Annotated in this window: 17 protein-coding genes; 11 read left to right on the top strand and 6 right to left on the bottom strand. The window is 60.4% G+C overall.

Annotated features, from left to right (window positions below):
- The first annotated feature begins 34 nt into the window (after positions 1 to 34).
- The 10 genes from ACOYXJ_RS02775 to pcaC all read left to right on the top strand — a co-directional run bounded on the left by ACOYXJ_RS02775 (position 35) and on the right by pcaC (position 9,917).
- Positions 35 to 1,381, top strand: coding sequence for a 4-hydroxybenzoate transporter PcaK (locus ACOYXJ_RS02775; protein WP_095119182.1), 1,347 nt, complete (start codon positions 35 to 37; stop codon positions 1,379 to 1,381).
- A 283-nt stretch (positions 1,382 to 1,664) separates the two neighbouring features.
- Positions 1,665 to 2,522, top strand: a complete 858-nt coding sequence (locus tag ACOYXJ_RS02770; RefSeq protein WP_099758203.1) for a CoA transferase subunit A — start codon at positions 1,665 to 1,667, stop codon at positions 2,520 to 2,522.
- Positions 2,522 to 3,301 carry a CoA-transferase subunit beta gene (locus ACOYXJ_RS02765; protein WP_095049151.1) on the top strand — a complete coding sequence of 260 codons (780 nt, stop codon included), beginning with the start codon at positions 2,522 to 2,524 and terminating at the stop codon, positions 3,299 to 3,301. The genes ACOYXJ_RS02770 and ACOYXJ_RS02765 overlap by 1 nt, the downstream gene beginning before the upstream one ends.
- Complete coding sequence (pcaF, locus tag ACOYXJ_RS02760; RefSeq protein ID WP_174244436.1) at positions 3,298 to 4,503, top strand: 3-oxoadipyl-CoA thiolase; 1,206 nt, start codon at positions 3,298 to 3,300, stop codon at positions 4,501 to 4,503. The genes ACOYXJ_RS02765 and pcaF overlap by 4 nt, the downstream gene beginning before the upstream one ends.
- Positions 4,504 to 4,539: 36 nt before the next feature.
- Positions 4,540 to 5,244: a protocatechuate 3,4-dioxygenase subunit beta gene (gene pcaH / locus ACOYXJ_RS02755; RefSeq protein WP_008080089.1), complete on the top strand. Its 705-nt coding sequence runs from the start codon at positions 4,540 to 4,542 to the stop codon at positions 5,242 to 5,244.
- Position 5,245: 1 nt separating this feature from the next.
- The gene (pcaG, locus tag ACOYXJ_RS02750; protein ID WP_460367776.1) at positions 5,246 to 5,812 is read left to right on the top strand and encodes a protocatechuate 3,4-dioxygenase subunit alpha; all 567 of its coding nucleotides are present in this window, start codon (positions 5,246 to 5,248) and stop codon (positions 5,810 to 5,812) included.
- A gap of 191 nt (positions 5,813 to 6,003) precedes the next feature.
- On the top strand, positions 6,004 to 7,299 hold the full coding sequence (locus tag ACOYXJ_RS02745) for an MFS family transporter (protein ID WP_007917096.1): 1,296 nt from the start codon (positions 6,004 to 6,006) through the stop codon (positions 7,297 to 7,299).
- A gap of 46 nt (positions 7,300 to 7,345) precedes the next feature.
- Positions 7,346 to 8,710 (top strand): 3-carboxy-cis,cis-muconate cycloisomerase, encoded by a 1,365-nt coding sequence (locus ACOYXJ_RS02740; protein ID WP_460367774.1) that lies wholly within the window; start codon positions 7,346 to 7,348, stop codon positions 8,708 to 8,710.
- A gap of 12 nt (positions 8,711 to 8,722) precedes the next feature.
- The gene (pcaD, locus tag ACOYXJ_RS02735) at positions 8,723 to 9,514 is read left to right on the top strand and encodes a 3-oxoadipate enol-lactonase (protein ID WP_460367772.1); all 792 of its coding nucleotides are present in this window, start codon (positions 8,723 to 8,725) and stop codon (positions 9,512 to 9,514) included.
- A 10-nt stretch (positions 9,515 to 9,524) separates the two neighbouring features.
- The gene (gene pcaC / locus ACOYXJ_RS02730) at positions 9,525 to 9,917 is read left to right on the top strand and encodes a 4-carboxymuconolactone decarboxylase (protein ID WP_025110738.1); all 393 of its coding nucleotides are present in this window, start codon (positions 9,525 to 9,527) and stop codon (positions 9,915 to 9,917) included.
- A gap of 106 nt (positions 9,918 to 10,023) precedes the next feature.
- Here the strand turns inward: pcaC and ACOYXJ_RS02725 are convergent, their stop codons facing one another.
- From ACOYXJ_RS02725 to ACOYXJ_RS02705, 5 genes are all read right to left on the bottom strand, one after another.
- The gene (locus ACOYXJ_RS02725; RefSeq protein ID WP_460367770.1) at positions 10,024 to 10,827 is read right to left on the bottom strand and encodes a methyltransferase domain-containing protein; all 804 of its coding nucleotides are present in this window, start codon (positions 10,825 to 10,827) and stop codon (positions 10,024 to 10,026) included.
- Positions 10,828 to 11,119: 292 nt separating this feature from the next.
- Positions 11,120 to 12,379 (bottom strand): OprD family porin, encoded by a 1,260-nt coding sequence (locus ACOYXJ_RS02720; protein ID WP_460367768.1) that lies wholly within the window; start codon positions 12,377 to 12,379, stop codon positions 11,120 to 11,122.
- 416 nt (positions 12,380 to 12,795) lie between these two features.
- Positions 12,796 to 14,256 carry an efflux RND transporter outer membrane subunit EmhC gene (gene emhC / locus ACOYXJ_RS02715; protein WP_150730686.1) on the bottom strand — a complete coding sequence of 487 codons (1,461 nt, stop codon included), beginning with the start codon at positions 14,254 to 14,256 and terminating at the stop codon, positions 12,796 to 12,798.
- The gene (emhB, locus tag ACOYXJ_RS02710) at positions 14,253 to 17,402 is read right to left on the bottom strand and encodes an efflux RND transporter permease subunit EmhB (RefSeq protein ID WP_460367766.1); all 3,150 of its coding nucleotides are present in this window, start codon (positions 17,400 to 17,402) and stop codon (positions 14,253 to 14,255) included. Before emhB ends, emhC begins: the two co-directional genes overlap by 4 nt.
- 3 nt (positions 17,403 to 17,405) lie before the next feature.
- On the bottom strand, positions 17,406 to 18,563 hold the full coding sequence (locus tag ACOYXJ_RS02705; protein WP_460367764.1) for an efflux RND transporter periplasmic adaptor subunit: 1,158 nt from the start codon (positions 18,561 to 18,563) through the stop codon (positions 17,406 to 17,408).
- 266 nt (positions 18,564 to 18,829) lie between these two features.
- Between ACOYXJ_RS02705 and emhR the strand changes: the two genes are divergently transcribed.
- The gene (gene emhR / locus ACOYXJ_RS02700; protein ID WP_016982806.1) at positions 18,830 to 19,462 is read left to right on the top strand and encodes an efflux system transcriptional repressor EmhR; all 633 of its coding nucleotides are present in this window, start codon (positions 18,830 to 18,832) and stop codon (positions 19,460 to 19,462) included.
- Between the two features lie 381 nt (positions 19,463 to 19,843).
- Here emhR and ACOYXJ_RS02695 read toward each other — a convergent pair whose 3' ends face one another.
- Positions 19,844 to 20,893 carry an alkene reductase gene (locus tag ACOYXJ_RS02695; RefSeq protein ID WP_460367762.1) on the bottom strand — a complete coding sequence of 350 codons (1,050 nt, stop codon included), beginning with the start codon at positions 20,891 to 20,893 and terminating at the stop codon, positions 19,844 to 19,846.
- Between the last annotated feature and the right edge of the window lies 1 nt (position 20,894).

Below are 20,894 nucleotides of genomic sequence, written 5' to 3'. Positions count from 1 at the left end.
CGTTCGACTGCGTTTTCTGCGTGGAATAAAAATAATGAACCAGCCTCAGTCCGCTGTGGGTAACTGCCTCGACGTGCAGACCTTCATCAATGCCCAACCGATCTCGCGCTACCAGTGGCGGGTGGTGATTCTGTGTTTCCTGATTGTCTTCCTCGACGGCCTCGACACTGCGGCGATGGGCTTCATTGCCCCGGCGTTGTCGCAGGACTGGGGTATCGACCGCGCCAGCCTCGGCCCGGTGATGAGTGCTGCGTTGATCGGCATGGTCTTTGGCGCACTGGGTTCCGGCCCTCTGGCTGACCGCTTCGGGCGAAAAGTCGTACTCGTCGGCGCAGTGGTTCTGTTCGGTGCTTTCAGCTTGGCGTCGGCGTACAGCACCAACGTTGAACAATTGCTGGTGCTGCGCTTTCTGACCGGTCTGGGTCTTGGTGCCGGGATGCCCAACGCCACCACACTGCTCTCGGAATACACCCCGGAGCGCAAGAAGTCGCTGTTGGTGACCAGCATGTTCTGCGGCTTCAACCTCGGAATGGCTGGAGGCGGGTTCATTTCCGCCAAGCTGATTCCGGCGTTCGGCTGGCACAGTCTGTTGCTGATTGGCGGGGTTCTGCCGTTGATCCTTGCCGTGGTGCTGTTGTTCTGGCTGCCTGAGTCGGCGCGTTATCTGGTGGTACGCAATCGTGGCACTGACAAAGTGCGCAAGACCCTGGCACCGATCGATCCGGTCACCGTCGCTCAAGCCTCCAGTTTCAGCGTGCCGGAACAGAAAACCGTCAAGGCACGCAACGTGTTCGCGGTGATTTTCTCCGGTACTTACAGCACGGGCACCTTGTTGCTGTGGCTGACCTATTTCATGGGCCTGGTGATTGTCTATCTGCTGACCAGTTGGCTGCCGACGCTGATGCGTGACAGCGGCGCGAGCATGGAGCAAGCCGCGTTTATCGGTGCGCTGTTCCAGTTCGGCGGGGTATTGAGCGCGGTCGCTGTGGGATGGGCGATGGACCGCTTCAATCCGCACAAGGTCATCGGCATTTTCTACCTGTTGGCCGGGGTGTTTGCCTACGCGGTCGGGCAGAGCCTGGGCAACATCACCTTGTTGGCGACTTTGGTACTGGTGGCCGGCATGTGCGTGAACGGTGCGCAATCGGCGATGCCGTCGCTGGCGGCGCGGTTTTATCCGACGCAGGGGCGGGCGACTGGCGTGTCGTGGATGCTGGGAATTGGCCGCTTTGGCGCGATTCTCGGGGCGTGGATGGGCGCTACGTTGCTGGGGCTGGGCTGGAATTTCGAGCAGGTGTTGACGGCGTTGGTGATTCCGGCGGCGTTGGCCACCACGGCGGTGGTGATCAAAGGCATGGTCAGTCATGCGGATGCGACTTGAGTATCAGCGCATGATCGTTCCCACGCTCTGCGTGGGAACGCCTCAATAGACGCTTTGCGTCTGCTTTGGGACGCGGAGCGTCCCGGGCTGCATTCCCACGCGGAGCGTGGGAACGATCAAAACACGAACCGATAGGCTGACAACAATCTGTTCGATAAACGAACACTCAGTCGATTATCGGATTGTTTGGCGAATTTCCCAGGCTTAATCTGCAGTGACTCCGGCGCTGAACCTCGCGCCTTTTTATTACTGGCGATTCATTACAAAAACAGGAGCCCGCTCCATGGCTGAGATCCTTTCGCTGCACGACGCGGTGAAGCAATTCGTCAACGACGGTGACACCGTCGCACTCGAAGGCTTCACTCACCTGATCCCTACAGCAGCGGGTCATGAAATCATTCGTCAGGGCAAGAAAGATCTGACGCTGGTGCGGATGACGCCTGACCTGATCTACGACCAACTGATCGGTGCCGGTTGCGCACGCAAACTGATTTTCTCCTGGGGCGGCAACCCGGGTGTGGGTTCGCTGCACCGCCTGCGTGACGCGGTCGAGAAGCAATGGCCGCATGCGCTGGAAATCGAAGAGCACAGCCACGCCGACCTGGCCAACGCCTACGTCGCCGGCGCATCCGGCCTACCGTTCGCGGTGCTGCGTGCCTACGCCGGTTCCGACCTGCCGAAGGTCAATCCGCTGATCAAAACCGTGACCTGCCCGTTCACCGGTGAAGTGTTGGCGGCAGTGCCGTCGGTGCGCCCGGACGTGACCGTGATCCACGCACAAAAAGCCGACCGCCAAGGCAACGTGCTGCTGTGGGGCATTCTCGGTGTGCAGAAAGAAGCTGCTTTGGCCGCCAAACGCTGCATCGTCACTGTTGAAGAAATCGTCGATGACCTCAACGCGCCGATGAACGCCTGCGTCCTGCCAACCTGGGCCTTGAGCGCGGTCTGCCACGTGCCCGGCGGTGCGCATCCGTCCTACGCCCACGGTTACACCGAGCGCGACAATCGTTTCTATCAGGCGTGGGATCCGATCGCCCGCGACCGTGAGACGTTTACCGCGTGGATCAACGAATACATCCATGGCTGCGCTGACTTCAGCGCGTTCCAGGCCAAGTTGGCCGCTGCTTCGGAGGCCAAGTAATGACTTACACCACCAATGAAATGATGACCGTCGCGGCGGCCCGTCGCCTGAAGAACGGCTCGGTGTGCTTCGTCGGGATCGGCCTGCCGTCGAAAGCCGCCAACCTTGCGCGCCTGACCTCCTCGCCAGACGTGGTGCTGATCTATGAGTCGGGCCCGATTGGCGCCAAGCCAAGCGTGCTGCCGCTGTCGATCGGTGACGGCGAGCTGGCGGAAACCGCTGACACCGTTGTACCGACCGGTGAGATCTTTCGCTATTGGCTGCAGGGCGGGCGCATCGACGTCGGTTTTCTCGGCGCCGCGCAGGTCGACCGTTTCGGCAACATCAACACCACCGTGGTCGGCGATTACTTCTCGCCGAAAGTGCGTCTGCCAGGTGCCGGCGGCGCGCCGGAAATTGCCGGTTCGGCGAAAAGCGTGTTGATCATCCTTAAACAGTCGGCGCGTTCGTTCGTCGACAAACTCGATTTCATCACCTCGGTCGGTCACGGCGAGGGCGGTGATTCGCGCAAACGTCTGGGCCTGCCGGGCGCTGGCCCGGTCGGCATCATCACCGACCTGTGCATCATGGAGCCGGAGGAGGGCACCCACGAATTCGTGGTCACCGCACTGCATCCGGGCGTGACCCGCGAGCAGGTGGTCGCGGCCACAGGTTGGGCGATTCGTTTTGCTGACAACGTCGAGAGCACTGCGCAACCGACCGAAGTCGAACTGACCGCGCTGCGCGACCTCGAAGCGCGCACCGCCGCCGCCCACGGCCAGGCACCGGGAGAAGCATGATGCGTGACGTTTATATCTGCGACGCGATTCGCACCCCGATCGGCCGTTTCGGCGGCGGTTTGTCCGCCGTGCGCGCCGATGACCTGGCCGCGGTGCCGATCAAGGCCCTGATGGAACGCAATCCCTCGGTGGACTGGAACGCCATCGATGAAGTATTCCTCGGCTGCGCCAACCAGGCCGGCGAAGACAACCGCAACGTTGCGCGCATGGCGCTGCTGTTGGCAGGCCTGCCGGACAGCGTGCCGGGCGTGACCCTCAATCGTCTTTGCGCTTCGGGCATGGATGCGATCGGCACGGCGTTCCGAGCGATTGCCAGCGGTGAGATGGAACTGGCGATTGCCGGTGGCGTCGAGTCGATGTCCCGCGCACCGTTTGTGATGGGCAAGGCTGACGCAGCGTTTTCGCGCAACATGAAGCTGGAAGACACCACCATCGGCTGGCGTTTCATCAACCCGCTGATGAAAGCGCAGTACGGCGTCGATGCGATGCCGCAGACTGCCGACAACGTCGCCGACGACTATAAAGTCTCGCGCGCCGATCAGGACGCTTTCGCCCTGCGCAGTCAGCAACGTACCGCCGCTGCACAGGCTGCCGGCTACTTCGCTGAAGAAATCGTCGAAGTGCGGATTGCCCACAAGAAGGGTGAAACCGTGGTCAGCCAGGACGAACATCCGCGTGCTGACACGACAATAGAAGCGCTGACTAAACTGAAACCGGTCAACGGCCCGGACAAAACCGTCACCGCCGGCAATGCCTCCGGCGTCAACGACGGTGCTGCGGCGCTGATTCTGGCTTCCGCCGAAGCGGTGAAAAAACATGGCCTGACCGCCCGCGCCAAAGTGCTCGGCATGGCCAGCGCCGGTGTCGCGCCGCGGGTGATGGGCATCGGCCCGGTGCCGGCGGTGCGCAAATTGATCGAACGCCTCGGCGTAGCGGTCAGCGATTTCGACGTGATCGAACTCAACGAAGCGTTTGCCAGCCAAGGCTTGGCGGTGCTGCGTGAACTGGGTCTGGCGGATGACGCCGCGCAGGTCAACCCGAACGGTGGCGCGATTGCCCTCGGTCACCCGTTGGGCATGAGCGGTGCGCGTCTGGTATTGACCGCGCTGCATCAGTTGGAAAAGACCGGTGGCAAGAAAGGTCTGGCGACCATGTGCGTCGGTGTCGGCCAAGGTCTGGCCCTGGCCATCGAACGCGTCTGACGCAAGCCGTGACGAAAAAGAACAGAGGAAAGCGACATGTCTGACAAGCCTGGTTACCGTCGTCCGCAGGAAGGCACGCAGCCTGAATACCTGCACCCGACGTATCAATCCACCAACCTGCGCTCGCCGTCGAAGCCGTTGGTGTTTCTGCCGCACTCGCTGTCGGAAATCACCGGCCCGACCATCGGCGCCGAGCGTGTGGGCGACACCGATAACGACCTGACCGCCCAGCATGAAGGCGAGCCGCAGGGCGAACGCATCATCATTCACGGCCGCGTGCTCGACGAAAATGGTCTGCCGGTACCGGGAATTCTGGTGGAGATCTGGCAGGCCAACGCCGCCGGCCGCTACAACCACAAACGCGACTTGCACGATGCGCCGCTGGACCCGAACTTCACCGGCACCGGCCGCACCGTCACCGACGCCGACGGCTGGTATCAGTTCCAGACCATCAAGCCCGGCGCCTACCCGTGGGGCAACCACCACAACGCCTGGCGTCCGGCGCACATCCACTTTTCGCTGTTCGGGCCGAGCATCCTCACCCGGCTGGTCACGCAGATGTACTTCCCGGGCGATCCGCTGCTGGCCTACGACCCGATCTACAACTGTGTGCCGGACACCTCGGCCAAGGAACGCCTGATCGCCAGTTTCGACCTGGAAAAAACCATTCCGTCCTACGCCCTCGGTTATCGCTGGGACATCGTGCTGCGCGGGCGTGAAGCCACGCCGATGGAGAAATAAGATGACGCTGACTGCGACCACGTCCCACACCGTCGGGCCGTATTACCACATCGGCCTGACCTGGTTGAACCGCGAAGACCTCACCGTCGAGCAAACCCTTGGCGAGCGCGTGGCGATCACCGGGCAGGTGCTGGATGGCAACGGCGATGTCGTCAACGACGCCATGCTTGAAGTCTGGCAGGCCAACGCTGCCGGCAAATACGACCATCCGGAAGACGAGCAGGACAAACCGCTCGATCCGCACTTTGAAGGTTTTGGCCGAGTGCCGGTGGATGCGGAAGGGCGCTTCCGTTTCACCACGATCAAACCGGGTACGGTTGAGGGCCTGAAAGGTTCGACCCAGGCGCCGCATCTGGTGGTGCTGGTGTTTGCCCGTGGCTTGGTGAAGCATTTGCTGACGCGGATCTACTTTGAAGGCGAGCCGGCGAACGTTGATGATCCGTTGCTTGAGTGCGTGCCGGCTGAGCGTCGCAGTACGTTGCTGGCGAAGCAGGATGAATCGGGTGTTTACCAGTGGAATGTGATTCTGCAGGGCACTGATGCCGAGACGGTGTTCTTCGATTACTGAAGAACACCCCAATCCCTGTAGGAGTGAGCCTGCTCGCGATGGCGGTGTGTCAGATTTAAATGGTCTGAATGACACACCGCCATCGCGAGCAGGCTCACTCCTACAAGGGAACTGTGTTGCAGATGGAACTGTGGAACGGGACTGTTGCAAAGTATGTCTAGACTCTCACTGTCCCTATCGAGTGCAAAACAATGACAACCACCACCTCCCATTACACCGGCGAAGAGCGCAGCAAGCGCATCTTTGCCATTGTCGGCGCCTCGTCCGGCAACCTTGTCGAATGGTTCGACTTCTACGTCTACGCCTTCTGCGCGATTTATTTCGCCCCGGCGTTTTTCCCCTCCGACAACCCGACGGTGCAACTGGTCAACACCGCTGGCGTGTTCGCTGCCGGCTTCCTGATGCGCCCGATTGGCGGCTGGATTTTTGGCCGGGTTGCAGACAAGCACGGGCGCAAGAATTCGATGCTCATCTCGATTCTGATGATGTGCTTCGGCTCGTTGCTGATCGCCTGTTTGCCGACCTATAAAGACATCGGCGTCTGGGCACCGGTCCTGCTGTTGTTCGCACGCTTGCTGCAAGGCCTGTCGGTCGGCGGCGAGTACGGCACCACCGCGACCTACATGAGCGAAGTCGCCCTCAAGGGCCAGCGCGGATTTTTCGCCTCGTTCCAGTACGTGACGCTGATCGGCGGGCAACTGCTGGCGGTGTCGCTGGTGGTGGTCCTGCAGCAATTCCTCACCGAAGAAGACCTGCGCGCCTACGGCTGGCGGATTCCGTTTGTGGTCGGTGCGGTGGCGGCGCTGATTTCGCTGTTCCTGCGTCGCAGCCTGAAAGAAACCACCAACAAGGAAACCCGCGAACACAAAGACGCTGGCAGCATCGCCGCGCTGTTCCGCGATCACAAAGCCGCCTTCATCACCGTGCTCGGTTACACCGCCGGTGGTTCGCTGATTTTCTACACCTTCACCACCTACATGCAGAAATATCTGGTGAACACTGCGGGCATGCACGCCAAGACCGCCAGCTACATCATGACCGGCGCGCTGTTCCTTTATATGTGCATGCAGCCGCTGTTCGGCATGCTCGCCGACAAGATTGGCCGACGTAATTCGATGCTCTGGTTCGGCGCGCTCGGCACGCTGTTTACCGTGCCGATTCTGCTCAGCCTGAAAAGCGTCAGCAGCCCGTTCCTCGCATTTGTGTTGATCACTGTGGCATTGGCGATTGTCAGTTTCTACACCTCGATCAGCGGCCTGGTGAAAGCCGAGATGTTCCCGCCGGAAGTCCGCGCCCTCGGCGTCGGTCTGGCTTATGCGGTGGCGAACGCGATCTTCGGCGGTTCGGCGGAATTCGTCGCCCTGAGCCTGAAGAATATCGGCATGGAAAACTCCTTCTACTGGTACGTGACGGCGATGATGGCGATCGCCTTCCTGTTCAGTCTGCGTTTGCCGAAACAGGCGGCGTATTTGCACCACGATCTCTAACCCGCAGCGCGCGGGCCGTGATGGCCCGCGCCGGCAAGGACTGTTTATGACTCAGCGACCGGGCAATCAATTGTTCGATGCCTACTTCACTGCCCGCGATATGCGTGAGGTGTTCTGCGATCAGGGCCGCGTGCAGGCGATGCTCGACTTTGAAGCCGCGCTGGCCCGGGCCGAGGCGCGGGTCGGGTTGATTCCTTCTGCGGCTGTCGCACCGATTGCTGCGGCGTGTAACGCGGGGTTGTATGACTTTGCGGCGCTGGGCGAGGCGATTGCCACGGCCGGCAATTCGGCGATTCCGCTGGTCAAGGCGTTGGGCAAGCAGATTGCTGCCCGCGACGCTGAAGCCGAACGTTATGTGCATTTAGGCGCGACCAGTCAGGACGTGATGGATACCGGGCTGGTGCTGCAATTGCGCCAGGCGCTGGAGTTGATTGAAAGCGATCTGGCGCAACTGGCTGACTCTCTCGCTGTTCAAGCACAACGCCATGCTGCAACGCCGCTGGCCGGACGCACCTGGCTGCAACACGCGACGCCAGTTACCCTCGGCATGAAAATCGCCGGATGGTTGGGCGCTATCACTCGCAGTCGTCAGCGTCTGCGTGAACTCAAGCCGCGTTTACTGGTGCTGCAATTTGGCGGTGCATCGGGGACGCTTGCCGCGTTGGGCGAACAGGCGATGCCGATTGCCCAAGCGTTGTCCGAAGAGCTGCAACTGACCTTGCCGGAACAACCGTGGCACACCCAGCGTGATCGCGTGGTGGAGTTTGGCGCGGTACTCGGTTTGATCGCCGGCAGCCTCGGCAAATTCGGCCGTGACATCAGCCTGTTGATGCAGACCGAAGCCGCAGAAGTGTTCGAGCCGTCGGCGCCGGGCAAGGGCGGATCGTCGACCATGCCGCACAAACGCAATCCGGTCGGCGCGGCGGTGCTGCTCGGCGCGGCGACGCGGGTGCCGGGTCTGGTCTCGACGCTGTTCAGCGCCATGCCGCAGGAGCATGAACGCAGCCTCGGTTTGTGGCATGCCGAATGGGAAACCTTGCCGGAGATTTGCTGCCTCGTTTCCGGTTCGTTGCAACAGGCACGCTTGCTGGCTGACGGCCTGGAAGTCGATGCCGAGCGCATGGCCCGCAACCTCGAATTGACTCAGGGGCTGGTGCTGGCCGAAGCCGTCAGCATCGTCCTCGCCCAGCGTGTCGGCCGCGACGCCGCGCATCACCTGCTCGAACAGTGCTGCAAACGCGCAGTGGCCGAGCAGCGCCATTTGCGCGCCGTACTCGGTGATGAGCCGCAAGTCACTGCTGAGCTGAGCGACGCTGAACTCGATCAACTTTTGAACCCCGCTCATTACCTCGGCCAGGCGAAAACCTGGGTCGAGCGCGCGGTGGCCGAACACAACGCATTGTCTGTCTGAAAGGAGAGGGCTGTGGCTTTCGTTCAACTCGCCGATGGCGAACTGCACTATCAAATTGAAGGTCCGGTCGATGCGCCGGTGCTGGTGCTGTCCAACTCGCTGGGCACTGATCTGCACATGTGGGACGCGCAGATGACAGCGTTCACCGAGCACTTTCGCGTGCTGCGTTTCGATACCCGTGGCCATGGCCAATCACTGGTGACGGCGGGCCCGTACAGCATCGAGCAACTCGGTCACGACGTGCTCGGTCTGCTGGATGCGCTGCACATCGAGCGCGCGCATTTTTGCGGACTGTCGATGGGCGGCCTGATCGGTCAGTGGCTGGGCATCAATGCCGGGCATCGTCTGCACAAGCTGATCGTCTGCAACACCGCAGCAAAAATCGGCGATCCGTCGGTGTGGAATCCACGCATCGAAACCGTGTTGCGTGATGGCGCAGCGGCGATGGTAGCCCTGCGTGATGCTTCGATTGCCCGCTGGTTTACCCCGGACTTTTCCGCTGCACATCCGGCAGCGGCCAAGCAGATTACCGACATGCTCGCAGCGACTTCGCCTGAAGGTTACGCGGCCAATTGTGCGGCGGTGCGTGATGCCGATTTCCGCGAGCAACTGGCTTCGATCAACGTGCCGTTGCTGGTGATTGCCGGCACTGAAGATGCGGTGACGCCGCCGTCCGGTGGGCACTTTATTCAGGAACATGTACGCGGCGCCGAATACGCCGAGTTCTATGCGGCGCACCTGTCCAACGTGCAGGCTGGCGCGGATTTCAGTGATCGCGTGTTGGCGTTTTTGCAGGCTAAGTGAGGAAGTTTTTGTGGACGAGAAACAACGTTACGACGACGGTATGCAAGTGCGCCGCGCGGTGCTCGGTGATGCGCATGTCGATCGCAGCCTGACCACGTTGACCGAGTTCAACTCGGAGTTTCAGGAGATGATCACCCGCCACGCCTGGGGTGATATCTGGACGCGTCCGGGTTTGCCTCGGCACACGCGCAGTTTGATCACCATCGCGATGTTGATCGGCATGAACCGCGAAGGCGAGCTGAAGCTGCATTTGCGCGCCGCGGCCAATAATGGCGTGAGCCGGGGCGAGATCAAGGAAGTGATCATGCAGAGCGCGATCTACTGCGGGATTCCGGCAGCGAATGCGACGTTTCATCTGGCGGAATCGGTGTGGGATGAACTGGGTGTTGAATCCCGAGAATAGTCGTTGGCCGGGCTGACGCCATCGCGAGCAGGCTCACTCCTACATTTGGAATGCGTTCCCCTGTAGGAGTGAGCCTGCTCGCGATAGCGATAGTGGCCGCGACAAATCAGACGGTGGCGACAATAAATATCCGCTTGAACGCAAACAACGTACGCCCATCCCCCTCCTGCGGATAATGCTCATGCACCCGCATCAGGTAGTGATAAATAAACCGCGTCTGTTCCTCTGGACTCAGCGCCTGCATCACCGGCCGTAGCGCCGAGACTTTCACCCAGTCATATACCGGTGATTTGCCGTCGACTACCTGCAATTGCTCGGTCTCCCAGATATCCAGCGACGAGGTCAGCGGCGCGAGCAAGCGGTAGTAATCCTCCAGTGCCAACAACGGCCGCGCGGCCATGCGCTGCCGCAGCTCAGGTGTGCCTATCGGCGTGCCATCGGGACCGCCGTTTTCGAGGGTGTCGAGCATCAGCCGATACCACAACGCATCGCGCCAGTCCGGCATATGCGCCGCCAGACAACCGCCAGGATTCAGATAACCGAGCAGGTGCGGCAGCAACGTTTCATGGCCCCCGATAAAGTGCAGCACGGCGGCGGCGAGCAGCAGGTCCGCCGGCTGCTCCGGTTGCCATTCGAGCAGATCGCAGTGTTTCCACGATGCCCTGAGCGGCAGACAACGCGCTTCAGCGAGCATCTGTGCCGAGCTGTCGACGCCCTGCAACTGCGCGCGCGGCCAGCGTTCGGCCAGCAACTGCGTGGCAATGCCGGTGCCGCAGCCCAGATCGTAAATGCGTTGCGGGTTTTGCAAGTCGACACGGTCGAGCAATTCATTGACCGGGCGTTGCCTGAGACGGGAAAACTGCTGGTACGCCTTGGCGTCCCAGTCGGGTGTTGCGAGACGAGAGATCATTGAGGTGGTCCTCCGGTGATCGTTGGTGTCTTCCGATGACAACCTGGCTCCCAGCTTGAGGACCGACTACGACGACGGAAGCGGAAAGGTGAAGCACCTGATTCCTTCAGGTTTTGTCACTTTACCTGCCGGCCGGCAAAGTGCCACTTCTCCTGACCAATGGCGATAACTGCCTGTAGGAGATCAAATGTGGGAGCGAGCCTGCTCGCGAAGGCGGTGTATCAGTCAACATCTCTGTTGAATGTTAAGCCCTCTTCGCGAGCAGGCTCGCTCCTACAGGGAATATCAGTGTTTAGAGGAGACTGATCGGGTAGCTGACGATAAGGCGGTTCTCGTCGAACTCGTTGTTGCTGAAATCCCGGCGCATGGTCGAGTTGCGCCACCGGACGTTCAGATTCTTGAGGGCGCCGCTCTGTACCGTGTAGCCCAGTTCCGATTCGCGACCCCATTCCTTGCCGTCGGTGATCGTCCCGGTGTGCACGTTGTCGCCGCTGATGTAGCGGTTCATCAGGGTCAGGCCGGGGATGCCCATGGCGGCGAAGTTGTAGTCGTGACGAAGTTGCCAGGAGCGTTCCTGCGCATTGTCATAACTGGCGTTGTAGCTGTCGTTGGCCAGCGTCCCGCCGCTGGTGCCGTTGACGCGCATCCAGGCGCTGTCGCCGGTGAGTTTCTGCAGGCCGACGTAGAAGGTGTTGCCGCCGTACTTCGCGGAAAACATACCCGACCAGGTTTTGTTGTCGAGGTCTCCAGCACGGGCGCTACCATCGTCCTTGCCATAGAAGAAACCGAGGTTGGCGCCCAGCGTCCAGTCGCCGAGCGGCTGGCTGTGTATCAGGTTGACGTATTGCTGGCTGTAGATGTCTTTGAGTTCGGCATTCCACAGGCCGATCTGTGTGCGTTTTTCGTTGAAAACGTACTCACCGCCCTGAAAATTAAAGCGATCAGAAGTGAACGCCGCTTTGCCGGTCATCGACATGTCGCTCATGCTGCTGTCGTCGCGCGGGCTGTTGGCGCGGAACTGGCCGCCGTAGAGGGTCAGGCCGTCGATTTCCTTCGAAGTGATCTGCCCGCCGCGGAAAGTTTGTGGCAGCGAGCGGCCGTCGTCCGAACGCAGGATCGGCAGTACCGGCATCCACTCGCCGACCTTCACTTCGGTCTGCGAGAGTTTGGCTTTGAAGGCGACGTTGGTGCGGCCGAAGTTGTCCGCTGGGCGACCGTCGTGATCCAGCGGCAGCAACGCCGTGCCGCCGGTGCCTTTACCGCCATCAAGCTTTACCGAATACAGGCCGAGCACGTCCATGCCGAAGCCGACGGTGCCCTGGGTGAAGCCGGATTTGGCGTCGAGGATGAAGCTCTGCGTCCACTCTTCGGCCTTGCCCTGAGCTTTGGTCGGGTTGGTGAAATTGCGGTTGATGTAGAAGTTGCGCAGGTTCAGGTTGACCTTGGCCCCTTCGATAAAACCGGCTTCTTCAGCCATAGCGGGCAGCGCCGTGCCGGCCAGGGCCAGGGCGATCAGGCCGGGAATTGCGTAAGGCGCGGGGGAGGTTGTCATGGACTCGGGTCTCTCTTGTTTTTTTAAGGCGAACGGGTGCGCTGCGGCCGTTTTTTACGGTGCAGAAATGCGATGAATTCAGGGGGTGAAGCGACGGCGATCAGCCGGTCGGAGCAGGGCGCGGGAGCATGGTGTCGAACCTGTTGTTATTGGTTTTGTTGATCGAATGGTGCGGGGGGCGGATGTTCTGATTCAATTGGGTAAAGCGGGTTTTGGGCGATTATCGAACGCAACATTGAGTCAGGTGTTTTGGGTGAAAGTGAGTGCCTCTTCGCGAGCAGGCTCGCTCCCACATTTGGAATGCGATCCCCTGTGGGAGCGAGCCTGCTCGCGAAGGGCGCAGCCCAGACACCACAACTTTCATACAGGCAACAAAAAGCCCACCAATCGGTGGGCTTCTTGTATTCAGCAGATGATCAGAACAACTTCATCTTCGGTGCTTCTTCTTTCAGCGGTTCGTTCTGCGCAGTTTGCGCATTCCAGCCACCGCCCAAGGCCTTGTACAAGTTGACCGCACTGGTCAGCTGCGCGAGGCGGTCGGTGATCAGCGCTTGTTGTGCGCTGAACAGCTGACGCTGGGCATCGAGGAAGGTCAGGTTGCTGTCGACGCCGATGCGGTAGCGACGTTCGGCCAGGCGGTAGTAATCCTGGTTGGCCTGAACGAAGTCACGTTGCGCTTGCAACTGCTCGGTGTAGGTCTGGCGTGCGGCGAGGCCGTCGGCGACTTCCTGGAAGGCCGTTTGAATGGACTTCTCGTAGTTCGCCACGCCGATGTCCTTCTGGATCTTGGCGTAGTCGAGGCTGGCGCGCAGGCTGCCGGCGTTGAAGATCGGCAGGTTGATCTGCGGCTGGAACAGCCACGTCCCCGAACCACCCTTGAACAGGCCGGACAGATCCGGGCTCAGGCTGCCCGCGTTGGCGGTCAGGCTGATGCTCGGGAAGAACGCTGCACGGGCCGCGCCGATGTTGGCGTTGGCCGCTTTCAGGTTGTATTCCGCTTGCAGGATGTCAGGACGACGCTGCAGCAGATCCGAAGGCAGACCCGGCGGTACGTCGCTGAGCAGGTCATCCGCCAGCGGTTTGGCCGCTTGCAGGTTGGCCGGAATACCGGTGCCGAGCAGCAGGGTCAGGCTGTTTTCGTCCTGCGCGACCTGACGGGTGTAACGCGCCAGTTGGGCACGGGCGTTTTCCACCGAGGTGCGCGACTGCGCCAGATCCAGTGCCGAGGCGACCCCTACTTCGTTGCTGCGGCTGGTCAGCTTGTAGCTTTCTTCGAAGGCACCGAGGGTGTCCTGGGTCAGCTTGAGCAGTTCCTTGTCCGCTTGCCATGTCAGGTAAGCATTGGCGACGCTGGCGACCAGACTGATCTGGGTGCTGCGACGTGCTTCTTCAGTGGCGAAGTATTGTTGCAGCGCTTGCTCGCTCAGGCTGCGAACGCGACCGAACAGGTCGAGTTCGTAAGCGCTGATGCCGACGGTGGCGGAGTAGGAGCTGGTGATGCTCGACTCGCCGGTCTGCGAGGCACGGGCCGGAACCCGCTGACGGCTGCCGTTGGCATTGGCCGAAACCGCCGGGAACAGGTCGGCACGCTGGATGCGGTATTGAGCCGCGTAAGCGTCGATGTTCAGCGCCGCGACACGCAGGTCGCGGTTGTTTTCCAGGGACACCTGGATCAGCTGTTGCAGCGCCGGGTCATGGAAAAACTGCTTCCAGCCTTGCTCGGCAGCGGCCTGCGCCGGTGCCTGGGCCGGCGAATACGCCGGCCCCTGCGGGTACTGGCCTGCGACCGGAGCCTCAGGCTGCTGATAATCAGGTATCAGCGAGCAACCGCTCAGCACGAAGGCGGCGACTGCGATGGAGAGTAGCGACTTGCTCATTGGCCAGCCTCTTTAGGAGTTTCAGTCGTTTCATCCTCGTCAGCGATCTTACGCTGGCCGATGGACGAAACCGTAACGAAGAACAGTGGGACCCAGAAGATCGCCAGGATCGTGGCCGTGAGCATACCGCCAATCACGCCGGTACCGATCGCATGTTGACTGCCCGAGCCGGCGCCAGTGGAGATCGCCAACGGTACAACACCGAGAACGAAGGCCAGCGAGGTCATGATGATCGGGCGCAGACGCATGCGGCAGGCTTCGATCGCCGCATCACGCAGGCTGCGTCCCTGTTCATGCAGTTCCTTGGCGAATTCGACGATCAGAATGGCGTTTTTAGCCGCCAGACCGATGGTCGTCAACAGGCCCACCTGGAAGTAAACGTCGTTGGACAGACCGCGCAGGCTGGTAGCGAGCAGCGCACCGATGATCCCCAGTGGTACCACGAGCATAACCGCGATCGGAATCGACCAGCTCTCGTACAACGCCGCGAGACACAGGAACACCATCAGCAGCGATAGAGCGTACAGCGCTGGCGCTTGCGAACCCGACAGACGTTCCTCATAGGACAGACCGGTCCAGGAGATACCGACACCGGCCGGCAGCTTCTTGGCAATCGCTTCGACTTCGGCCATCGCTTCACCGGTGGAATAACCCGGCGCCGGAGAGCCGAGCACTTCCATCGCTTCTACGCCGTTGTAACGGGCCAGCTTCGGCGAACCGTAGATCCACTCGCCTTTGGCGAACGCGGAGAACGGCACCATGGTCCCGGCGTTGTTGCGCACGTACCATTTCTTCAAGTCTTCAGGGCTCATGCGAGCACCGGCCTGACCTTGCACGTAAACCTTCTTCACACGACCACGGTCGATGAAGTCATTGACGTAGCTACTACCGAAGGAGATCGACAGCGTGCTGTTGATGTCGGTGAGGCTCAAGCCAAGGGCCTGGGCTTTCTCGTCGTCGATTTCCAGGTGGTATTGCGGTTCATCGTTCAGGCCGTTCGGACGCACCTGATAGAGCACCTTGCTCTGAGCGGCGAGGCCGAGGAACTGGTTACGCGCTTCCATCAGCTTTTCGTGCCCGATACCGGCGCGGTCTTGCAGGAACACGTCGAAACCGGTGGCGTTACCCAACTCCAGTACCGCAGGCGGGGCGAAAGCGAACACCATGGCATCGCGGAAACTGAAGAAGTGTTGCTGGGCACGTTGGGCCAGGGCAAACACGCTGTTGTCCGCGTTACGCTCGTCCCACGGCTTGAGCATGATGAACGCCAGACCAGAGCTCTGACCGCGACCGGCGAAGTTGAAGCCGTTCACGGTGAACACCGAGGACACCGCGCCTGCTTCTTTATCCAGCAGGTAGCTGCGCATTTCGTCGATCACCACCTGAGTACGCTCGGCACTCGAACCGGCCGGGGTCTGGACTTGGGCGAACAGTACGCCTTGGTCTTCTTCCGGCAGGAACGCGGTTGGAATGCGGGTAAACAGCCAGATCATGCCGACCACGATCAGCAGATAGGCCAGCAGGTACGGCGCTTTGCGCGACAGCATGTTGCCGACACCGCGCTCGTAGCTCTGCACACCACGGTCGAAATTGCGGTTGAACCAGCCAAAGAAACCCTTCTTCGGCGTGCCATGCTCGCCTTTCGGAATCGCCTTGAGCATGGTGGCGCACAACGCCGGGGTGAAGATCAGTGCAACCAGAACCGACAGGGCCATGGCCGAAACGATGGTGATCGAGAACTGCTTGTAGATCACACCGGTGGAACCGCTGAAGAACGCCATCGGCAACAGTACCGCCGACAGCACCAGCGCAATACCGACCAGTGCGCCCTGGATCTGGCCCATGGACTTCTTGGTCGCTTCCTTCGGTGACAAGCCTTCTTCGCTCATCACCCGCTCGACGTTTTCCACCACAACGATGGCGTCGTCCACCAGCAAACCGATGGCCAGCACCATGCCGAACATGGTCAGGGTGTTGATGCTGAAACCGAACGCCGCGAGGATGCCGAATGTACCCAGCAATACCACCGGCACAGTCATCGTGGTGATGACGGTGGCGCGGAAGTTCTGCAGGAACAGGAACATCACCAGGAACACCAGCACGATCGCTTCGACCAGGGTTTCAACCACACCTTTGATCGATTCGGTCACCACCGGAGTGGTGTCGTACGGGAACACCACTTCCATGCCTTGCGGGAAGAACGGCTTGAGGTCGTCAATCGTCTTGCGCAGTGCCTTGGCGGTGTCGAGGGCGTTGGCACCGTTGGCCAGTTTTACCGCCAGACCAGAAGCCGGGCTGCCGTTGAACTGCGCGGAAATGCTCGAGTTCTCACCGCCCAGACCGACGTCAGCGACGTCGCCGACACGCACTTGCGAGCCGTCCTGGTTAACCTTCAGCAGAATCGCCTTGAACTGCTCGGCAGTCTGCAGACGGGTCTTGCCGATGATCGTCGCGTTCAGTTGCTGGCCCGGCAACGCCGGCAAACCGCCGAGCTGACCGGAAGACACCTGGACGTTCTGTGCCGAGATCGCGGTGCTGACATCGCCCGGGGTCAGGTTGTACTTGTTCAACTTGGCCGGGTCGAGCCAGATGCGCATCGCGTACTGGGCACCGAAGACCTGGAAGTCACCGACACCGGCGGTCCGCGAGATCGGATCCTGCATGTTCGACACGATGTAGTTGGACAAGTCGTCCTTGGTCATGCTGCCGTCACGCGATACCACGCCGATGACCAAGAGGAAGTTTTTCACTGCCTTGGTCACGCGGATACCTTGTTGCTGCACTTCCTGCGGCAGCAGCGGGGTAGCCAGGTTCAGCTTGTTCTGAACCTGCACCTGCGCGGTGTCGGAGTTGGTGCCTTGCTCGAAGGTCGCGGTAATGGTCATGCTGCCGTCGGAGTTACTTTCCGAGGACACATAACGCAGGTTGTCGATACCGTTGAGCTGCTGCTCGATCACCTGGACCACGGTGTCCTGCACGGTTTGCGCCGAAGCGCCCGGATAGGTCACGGAGATCGCAATGGCCGGCGGCGCAATGCTTGGGTATTGGTTGATCGGCAATTTCAGGATCGAAAGTGCCCCGACCAGCATGATCACCAGGGCAATTACCCAGGCGAAAATCGGACGGTCGATGAAGAATTTTGACATGGATTACTCCCCTTTGCCGCCGGCGGCTTTGTCAGCTGCCTGAGCGGGGGCCGGGTTCTTGGTGCCGACATTGGTGGCTTCGGACGGGTTGACCTGAACACCCGGGCGCACGTACTGCAGCCCTTCGGTGATCAAGCGATCGCCCGCTTTCAAGCCGTCTTCGATCAGCCACTGGCTGCCAACGGTGCGGCTGGCCTTGAGCTGACGCAGTTCGACCTTGTTGTCGGCGCCGACGACCAGTGCGGTCGGGGTGCCTTTGAGGTCGCGGGTCACGCCTTGTTGCGGCGCCAGAATGGCCGCAGCGTTGACGCCGGCCTGCAACTGGGCGCGGACGAACATGCCCGGCAGCAGGGTGTGATCCGGGTTCGGGAACACCGCGCGCAGGGTTACGGAACCGGTAGTTGGGTCGACCGTGACTTCGGAGAATTCCAGCTTACCGTCGAGCTTGTACTGGCTGCCATCTTCCAGGGTCAGTTTGACTGCTGCCGAGTTTTCACCGGATTTTTGCAGACGACCGCTTTCCAGCTCGCGGCGCAATTCCAGCAGCTCAACCGAAGACTGGGTGACGTCGACGTAGATCGGATCGAGTTGCTGGATCGTCGCCATCGCGTCGGTCTGGCCGTTGCTGACCAATGCACCTTCGGTGACCGAAGAACGGCCGATGCGCCCGGAGATCGGCGCGTAAACCTTGGTGTAACGCACGTTGATCTGCGCGCTCTGCAACGACGCTTCCGATTCCATGCGATTTGACACGGCGGTGTCGTATTCCTGACGGCTCACGGCCTGCTCGTCGACCAGTTGCTTGTAGCGGTCAGAGATCGACTTGGTCGAACGCAGGTTGGCTTCGGCGCTTTTCAGGGTCGCTTCATAGACCGACGGATCGATCTGATACAGCTGCTGGCCGGCTTTGACATCGCCGCCTTCCTTGAACAGACGCTTGAGAATGATGCCGTTGACCTGCGGTCGAACTTCCGCAACACGGAACGCACTGGTGCGACCTGGCAGCTCGGAGGTGAGGGTAAACGCTTGTGGTTGCAGGGTGACGACGCCGACCTGAGGCGGTGGAGCGGCCGGTGCCGCTTCTTCCTTTTTACATCCGCTGAGCAGCGATGCCAGGGCGACGGCAGTGACCAGAGCGGTAACAGCTGGCTTGAATTGCATGAAGATCCTCGGGTCAGGCGCGCAAATAGCGCACAAGAAGTGTGTAAGGGTAAAAAAAGGATACCGGGTGGATAAGTAGCTTGCTAAGGAATATACTTACGTTCATGGTTGTTTGTAAATACCTTGGCGTCGTATCCACCCTGTTACAAAACACGTCGCAAGGTTTGAAATTGTAGGCCGGGGAGCTGATCCGTGAGAGATCGCCCCCTCTTTATTCAGCGGATATTCAGCCATCCCTGAAACATCCTGTTTGAGGTTTTACTGTCATGGTCCGTCGTACCAAAGAGGAAGCTCAAGAAACCCGTAGCCAGATTCTGGAAGCGGCGGAGAAGGCCTTTTATGAAAGGGGCGTCGCTCGTACAACGCTGGCTGACATCGCGACAATGGCCGGCGTCACCCGCGGCGCTATTTACTGGCATTTCAGCAACAAGGCCGATCTGGTCCAAGCCATGCTGGATTCGCTGCGTGAACCGCTGGATGAATTGGCCAGGGCCAGCGAAAGTGAAGATGAACTCGATCCGCTGGGCTGCATGCGCCAACTGCTGATTCATTTGTTTCATCAAGTTGCGCTGGACCCGAAAACCCGGCGTATCAACGAAATTCTGTTTCATAAGTGCGAGTTCACCGATGAAATGTGCGATTTGCGCCAGCAGCGCCGGGACGTCAGTCTCGATTGCAATGAGCGCATCGCTCTGACGTTGCGTAATGCGGTCAATCGCGGCCAGTTGCCGGAAGATCTCGACACTGCCCGCGCGGCCATCAGCATTCACAGCTATATCGATGGCCTTCTGTATGGATGGCTGCTGGCGCCGGACAGCTTTGAGTTGCATGCCGAGGCTGAGCGTTGGGTCGATACAGGGTTGGATATGCTGCGCCTGAGCCCCAGCCTGCGCAAATGAAACAAATGCGTAATTGGCACAGGTTATGTCAGTTGGCCTGCCTTTAAATAGCTTCGCAGCGGGGGGAGTTTAAACGTAGCGAGCTAGGCATTTTGTAGGGAATTTGTGTCTGCTGTGTGAATGAGTGTGAGCCGCTTGCCCTCACCCTAGCCCTCTCCCAGAGGGAGAGGGGACTGACCGAGGTGTTCTTGCGAATTACACCGACCTGAAAAATCCAGTCGAACTCCGAATTTGAAAACTACACAAATCGGCTCCCTCTCCTTTGGGAGAGGGCTGGGGTGAGGGGCTGCGTACTCAGCCGCGCAATCAATCTCCCGGCGAACACAAAAAAGCCCCCGACTCTCACAAGTCGGGGGCTTTCGCGTTTCTGCGTGTTGCGTATTACAGCGTCGGATAGTCGATATAACCCACCGGCCCTTTAGCGTAAAACAACTCCGGCCGCGCCTCATTCAACGGCGCATCCGCCTTCAAACGAGCCGGCAGATCCGGGTTGGCAATGAACGGCACACCAAACGCGACCGCGTCAGCCTTGCCACTGGCCAGCCATTCGTTGGCGCTGTCCTTGGTGAAGCGCTCGTTGGCGATGTACGGACCGCCGAAGGCTTCTTTCAGTTGCGGGCCGAGGCTGTCGGCACCTTCTTTCTCACGGGAGCAGATGAACGCGATGCCGCGTTTGCCCAGTTCACGTGCGACGTAGGTGAAGGTTTCCGCCAGGTTGTCATCGCCCATGTCGTGGGAATCGGCGCGCGGTGCCAGGTGCACACCGACACGGCCGGCGCCCCAGACTTCGATCGCCGCGTCAGTCACTTCCAGCAGCAGGCGCGCACGGTTTTCCAGCGAGCCGCCGTAGTTGTCAGTGCGCTGGTTGGTGCTGCTTTGCAGGAACTGGTCGAGCAGGTAACCGTTGGCGCCGTGGATTTCCACGCCGTCGAAACCGGCGGCTTTGGCGTTTTCGGCACCGGTGCGGTAGGCGTCGACGATGTCGGCGATTTCAGCGGTTTCCAGTGCGCGTGGGGTTGGGTAGTCGGCCATTGGACGAACCAGGCTGACGTGACCTTTCGGCTGGATGGCGCTTGGTGCAACCGGCGCTTCACCGTTGAGGTACGACGGGTGGGAAACCCGGCCGACGTGCCACAGTTGCAGGAAGATCTTGCCGCCAGCGCCGTGAATGGCTTTGGTGACGTTGGCCCAGCCGCGCACTTGATCGTTGGACCAGATGCCCGGGGTGTCAGGATAGCCAACGCCCATTGGCGTCACCGAAGTGGCTTCGCTGAGGATCAGGCCAGCGGACGCGCGTTGTACGTAGTATTCCGCCATCAGCGCGTTCGGCACGCGGCCTTCGTCGGCGCGGCAGCGGGTCAGCGGAGCCATGATGATGCGGTTGGCCAGTTCGATGTCGCCCAGTTTGATCGGATCAAAAATAGTTGCCATG

The organism is Pseudomonas sp. Tul2A7, assembly GCF_054790505.1.
Note: the sequence above shows the minus strand (reverse complement) of the source record. Positions and strands in the feature narration are given on the sequence as shown.

What these genes read in the sequence shown, in the direction of transcription:
- ACOYXJ_RS02705 (WP_460367764.1), bottom strand. Translation starts at nt 18,563, where the DNA reads ATGCAATTCAAGCCAGCTGTTACCGCTCTGGTCACTGCCGTCGCCCTG.
- emhB (WP_460367766.1), bottom strand. Translation starts at nt 17,402, where the DNA reads ATGTCAAAATTCTTCATCGACCGTCCGATTTTCGCCTGGGTAATTGCC.
- emhC (WP_150730686.1), bottom strand. Translation starts at nt 14,256, where the DNA reads ATGAGCAAGTCGCTACTCTCCATCGCAGTCGCCGCCTTCGTGCTGAGC.
- ACOYXJ_RS02765 (WP_095049151.1), top strand. Translation starts at nt 2,522, where the DNA reads ATGACTTACACCACCAATGAAATGATGACCGTCGCGGCGGCCCGTCGC.
- pcaH (WP_008080089.1), top strand. Translation starts at nt 4,540, where the DNA reads ATGTCTGACAAGCCTGGTTACCGTCGTCCGCAGGAAGGCACGCAGCCT.
- emhR (WP_016982806.1), top strand. Translation starts at nt 18,830, where the DNA reads ATGGTCCGTCGTACCAAAGAGGAAGCTCAAGAAACCCGTAGCCAGATT.
- ACOYXJ_RS02695 (WP_460367762.1), bottom strand. Translation starts at nt 20,893, where the DNA reads ATGGCAACTATTTTTGATCCGATCAAACTGGGCGACATCGAACTGGCC.
- pcaF (WP_174244436.1), top strand. Translation starts at nt 3,298, where the DNA reads ATGATGCGTGACGTTTATATCTGCGACGCGATTCGCACCCCGATCGGC.
- ACOYXJ_RS02770 (WP_099758203.1), top strand. Translation starts at nt 1,665, where the DNA reads ATGGCTGAGATCCTTTCGCTGCACGACGCGGTGAAGCAATTCGTCAAC.
- ACOYXJ_RS02725 (WP_460367770.1), bottom strand. Translation starts at nt 10,827, where the DNA reads ATGATCTCTCGTCTCGCAACACCCGACTGGGACGCCAAGGCGTACCAG.
- ACOYXJ_RS02745 (WP_007917096.1), top strand. Translation starts at nt 6,004, where the DNA reads ATGACAACCACCACCTCCCATTACACCGGCGAAGAGCGCAGCAAGCGC.
- ACOYXJ_RS02775 (WP_095119182.1), top strand. Translation starts at nt 35, where the DNA reads ATGAACCAGCCTCAGTCCGCTGTGGGTAACTGCCTCGACGTGCAGACC.
- ACOYXJ_RS02740 (WP_460367774.1), top strand. Translation starts at nt 7,346, where the DNA reads ATGACTCAGCGACCGGGCAATCAATTGTTCGATGCCTACTTCACTGCC.
- pcaG (WP_460367776.1), top strand. Translation starts at nt 5,246, where the DNA reads ATGACGCTGACTGCGACCACGTCCCACACCGTCGGGCCGTATTACCAC.
- ACOYXJ_RS02720 (WP_460367768.1), bottom strand. Translation starts at nt 12,379, where the DNA reads ATGACAACCTCCCCCGCGCCTTACGCAATTCCCGGCCTGATCGCCCTG.